This window comes from Gemmiger formicilis (assembly GCF_016901605.1).
Taxonomy (GTDB): domain Bacteria; phylum Bacillota; class Clostridia; order Oscillospirales; family Ruminococcaceae; genus Gemmiger; species Gemmiger formicilis_B.
Genome location: NZ_JACJKP010000206.1, coordinates 1 through 4,333, shown reverse-complemented (window position 1 = coordinate 4,333; position 4,333 = coordinate 1). Strand labels below are relative to the sequence as shown.

Here is a 4,333-nt window from a genome sequence, read left to right as displayed (position 1 = left end):
GACGGACTTCGGGAATGTTGGTGGACTTCATGTCAAATTCCTCCGTTTTCTATGTGGATGATTCTGTTTACAAATCTTTTTCGATATCGATATTCTCGCCGGTCAGGGCCACCACAGCACCCTGGGCGGCTTCGCCCGATTCGGGATGGGCCAGCAACCACTTGTTGCAGGCCCACAGGTATGCATCGTCCCCGCCCTTGGTGGGCAGATTCGGCTTGTCGGTGTTGGTGCCTTTGGGCAAAGCCACCAGCACCTTGAAGCCCTGGGCCGGGTTGGTGTGGCAGGGGGCGTAGTGCAGGGTGGTGGCGTAAACTTCCACCAGAGTACCCGCGGGAACACGGAAAGCCTTCACCTTGCCGGTGTCCAGCTTGCCGTCCGCAATCTCATCCTGCTTGGCCAGCAAAAGGATGAAATCAACGTTGCCCAGGTTGAACTCGCTGTCCCGATGGTATTCCAGGCAGTTCAGTTTGGTGTTGTGACCGTTGCACCAGCCCATCTGGAAGGACATTCCACCAAAGAAAGAAGCCCCCAGTACGGCGGATTCCGGTAGGTTCTGCAGCGCGGGTTCCTCCGGTACATAGCCGGTGCCTTCCGGCAGCGGTGTGGAAATGTTCAGGGCCTCGACCACGGCCTTGCATTCGGCCTCATAACCGGTGATCACCCGGCCATAGGAAGCAAATTCAGGATCAAAAACGGAATAAATCGTCATAACACATTCCTCCGTGGTGGGGGTTATTCGGCAAGAGCCTTGAACAGCGGCTTACAGGTGGGGTAGATCTGCTTGAATTTCTGATACCGTTCTTCATACAGGGCGGTGAGTTCCGCGTCCGGCTCAATGGTACGGCTGACATGCACCAGGGCATTGGTGGCCTCTTGTACGGTCGCATATTTACCACAGCAGACCATGGCCAGCAGTGCGCCACCGTAACCGGGCCCCTGTTCGGTAACCAGAATATCCAGCGGAATCCCCAATACGTTGGCCATGATGGTACACCACAGCGGGCTCTTGGCTCCGCCACCGCAGATATTGGAGCGGGGGATCTCCACGCCAATGGAACGGGCAGTTTCCACCGAATCCCGGATGGCGAACGCCACACCTTCCAGTACGGCCTGTGTGATATCTGCACGCGTCGTGTCCATGCTCAGCCCGATGAGGGTACCTCGGGCATCGGTGTCGTTGATAGGGCTGCGCTCGCCCATAAGGTAAGGCAGGAAAAAGACGGGGTTGCGGCCCAGCTTGTCCCGGGTAATGGGGGCCTGTTCGGCGGGGTAGTCCTTATCGGTGACCTTGAGGATGTCGTCCATCCACCACTTGTTGCAGGAGGCGGCGGAGAGCATGCAACCCATCAGGTGCCAGCCGCCGTCCGCATGGGCAAAAGCATGCAGACCATTGGTGGCATCCACGCCGAATGCTTCGCTGCTGATGAACACCGTGCCGGAGGTACCCAGGCTGATGTTGCAGTGACCTTTCCCAACCGTGCCAGTGCCCACAGCTGCGGCGGCGTTATCTCCCGCACCGGCACAGACCTTTACACTTTCGGGCAGACCCAAGGCGGCGGCTGCATCCGGTTTCAAGGTGCCCACAAACTGCCAGCTTTCATAGAGATGGGCTAGCCATTCTTCCTTGACACCGCAGATTTCGCACATTTCCTTGCTCCAGCACTTGTGCTCCACGTCCAGGAGCAGCATGCCCGAAGCATCGGAATAGTCGGTGGCGTGCACACCGGTCATGCGGTAGACCAAATAATCCTTGGGCAGCATGATCTTGGCGATGGCGGCGTACAAATCCGGTTCATTCTCCTTCATCCAGAGGAGTTTTGGGGCGGTGAACCCTGCAAAGGCAATGTTGCCGGTGTATTTGCTCAAAGTTTCTCGGCCGATTTCCTTGTTCAGATAATCGGTCTGCTTGGCGGTACGGCCATCGTTCCACAAAATGGCCGGGCGCAGCACCCTGTCGGCGGCATCCAGTGCCACCAGACCGTGCATCTGGCCGCCCATGCCGATGCCCTGCACCTGCGCCGAGTCAAACCCCTGCAGCAGGGCGGGGATTCCTTCCAGACACGCCTGCCACCAGGCAGCGGGGTCCTGTTCGCTCCAGCCTGTGTGGGGCATACTCAGGGGATATTCCCGGGTAACCTGATTGCATACCTTGCCGGTTTCGTCCACCAGAAGGAATTTGCACGCCGAGGTACCCAGATCTACGCCGATATACAACATAAGAATACCGCCTTTCTCGCTATTCTTTTGTAAAGAACATTTATATAAGTTCTTTACATATGATACTGCAAGCATACATCAGTGTCAATCATCAAAACCAACAAAAGCATTTGAAAATTATCACCATATATCTACAAAAATATATGATTTGGTTGACTTTTTTGTTGCGGTTGGGTAAGATGAAAGTGTTTTACATTGATTTCACTTTTGAAAAGTTAAAGGGTTTATGTATGAAAAAGCTTTCGCCGCCACCTACCAAACGCCGTCGCTTGACACGGAACCAGATCTATCAATATATTTATAGAAGATCCGGATGTTCTAAACAGGAAATCTCTGACAGCCTTGGTCTCAGTATGCCAACTATACACCAAAATCTGAACGAACTGACACAAGCGGGGTTGGTGCGCATCGATGGGGTTGGAGAATCTACGGGTGGGCGCCGTCCTCTTCAATTGACCATTAATGAAAATGCGCGCTTTTCTTTGGGAGTTTCTGTCACAGAAAGTCATTTTCGGATTGTTGCAGCTAACCTCCGGCTGGATGAAATTGCATACCAAAAGTATGGTCATCCCCATTGCAACAATATGAAAGACTTAGGGAGCTTTCTTACTGCTGATTTGGAGGATTTCCTAAACAGATTTGGTCTAAACCGCGAAAAACTGCTGGGGATTGGAATCGCGCTACCAGCGATTTTTAATGCCGATAGGACTTGTGTGATCACTGCACCGACACTTAATTTGCGAGATCAAGATATCCATCCACTGATTTGTAGTATCCCTTACCCCGTTGCTGTTTGTAATGATGCGACCAGCGGCGGGTATGCTGAATGGTACGTTCAGCAAGATTCCGATTGCATGGCATATATCTCATTAGAAGGTGGCGTAGGCGGCGCTATCCTTGTGAATGGTGTTCCTTACACCGGACTCAATGGCCGCAGTGGCGAGTTTGGACACATTTGTGTGCAGCCGGAAGGGCTTTCCTGTAAGTGTGGTTTGCGTGGTTGTCTGGAAGCTTACTGCTCTTCTGATCGAATTTCTACCGATTTAGGTATCTCCGTGGAGCAGTTTTTTGCCGGCTTGGAAGCCGGGAACTTAGCATACCAAACGTTATGGAAAGATTATCTCCGCCATTTGGCGTCGGCTCTTGCCACAATCCGTATGATGTTTGACTGTCGTATTGTGCTGGGTGGGTATGTTGCTCAATATCTCACTCCTTTTTTAAAGGAGCTCCGGGGGCTGACGGCCAGCCGCGATCCGTTTGATGATGAAGCTGAATATATTTCCCTTTGTCATTACCCCAAGCACGCTGTTCCACTTGGTGCAGCATTGCATTTTATCAATCTTTTTGTTGAAGAGTTATGATTGCGGCTACCGTCATGATTAAGAGGAATTTTCTATGATTGAAAAATTGAACGGTACCACCGAAACTGTAGACTTTACACTCGCTTCCAATATCCGGTTATATCACAACAATTCAGCGGAAGACTTCCCGTTACACTGGCATGTCCCTGGGGAAATCATCTGCCCGATTAAAAACACCTATAATGTGACCGTTGCAGGCGAAATTCTTTATTTGAAACCCCATGACATACTGTTCATCGGCTCAGGTGAATTGCACAGCATTACAGCTCCAAAGGAGGGCGAACGGTACATTTTGAATTTTAGTACCGCAATGTTTGAGCAGTTCCACGAGCTTGCGCTTTTTTTTGCCACTCTACATCCCTTCAAGCTGTTGCGATATCAGGATCAACCGCAGTTCAACGACCAACTTCTGGCCTTGATGACCCGGATGGAAGAAGAATACTTTGGTACGGCGGTCTTTCGGGATTGCGAGCTGTCTTCGCTGATGCTGCACTTTTTCGCAATCATAGGCCGCAAGCTCCATCAGAATGCACCGCATGAAAACATCTCTTCCCTGCGGCAAAAAGAACAGCAAGAGCGTTTTTCCATGTTATGTAATTACATTAACGCTCACTGCACAGAAGATTTGTCTTTGGACGAATTGGCCAACGAAGCAGGATTCAGTAAGTACCACTTTGCAAGACTTTTTAAAGAAATAACAGGGACCACCTGCCACAACTATCTGTTAGGGCGACGGCTTCTCTTTGCCAAAACCC

General features: G+C 51.4%; 4 protein-coding genes. 2 read left to right on the top strand and 2 right to left on the bottom strand.

From position 1 onward, the window contains the following. Positions 1 to 67 precede the first annotated feature (67 nt). Together H6B10_RS12840 and xylB are read right to left on the bottom strand one after the other, a co-directional pair. A complete protein-coding gene (locus H6B10_RS12840) occupies positions 68 to 709 on the bottom strand; it encodes a DUF4867 family protein (RefSeq protein WP_204651967.1) in 642 nt (213 codons plus the stop codon). A gap of 23 nt (positions 710 to 732) precedes the next feature. Further along, positions 733 to 2,217, bottom strand: a complete 1,485-nt coding sequence (gene xylB, locus H6B10_RS12835) for a xylulokinase (RefSeq protein ID WP_204651966.1) — start codon at positions 2,215 to 2,217, stop codon at positions 733 to 735. A gap of 59 nt (positions 2,218 to 2,276) precedes the next feature. Here xylB and H6B10_RS12830 point away from each other — a divergent pair, with 59 nt between their 5' ends. Together H6B10_RS12830 and H6B10_RS12825 are read left to right on the top strand one after the other, a co-directional pair. Beyond that, complete coding sequence (locus H6B10_RS12830) at positions 2,277 to 3,578, top strand: ROK family transcriptional regulator (protein ID WP_204651965.1); 1,302 nt, start codon at positions 2,277 to 2,279, stop codon at positions 3,576 to 3,578. A 34-nt stretch (positions 3,579 to 3,612) separates the two neighbouring features. Next, the coding region (locus tag H6B10_RS12825) for an AraC family transcriptional regulator (RefSeq protein ID WP_204651964.1) at positions 3,613 to 4,333 on the top strand (721 nt) is incomplete at its 3' end.

Excerpts from the sequence above, each read along its gene's own strand:
- xylB (WP_204651966.1), bottom strand. The coding sequence starts at position 2,217 with ATGTTGTATATCGGCGTAGATCTGGGTACCTCGGCGTGCAAATTCCTT.
- H6B10_RS12830 (WP_204651965.1), top strand. The coding sequence starts at position 2,277 with ATGATACTGCAAGCATACATCAGTGTCAATCATCAAAACCAACAAAAG.
- H6B10_RS12840 (WP_204651967.1), bottom strand. The coding sequence starts at position 709 with ATGACGATTTATTCCGTTTTTGATCCTGAATTTGCTTCCTATGGCCGG.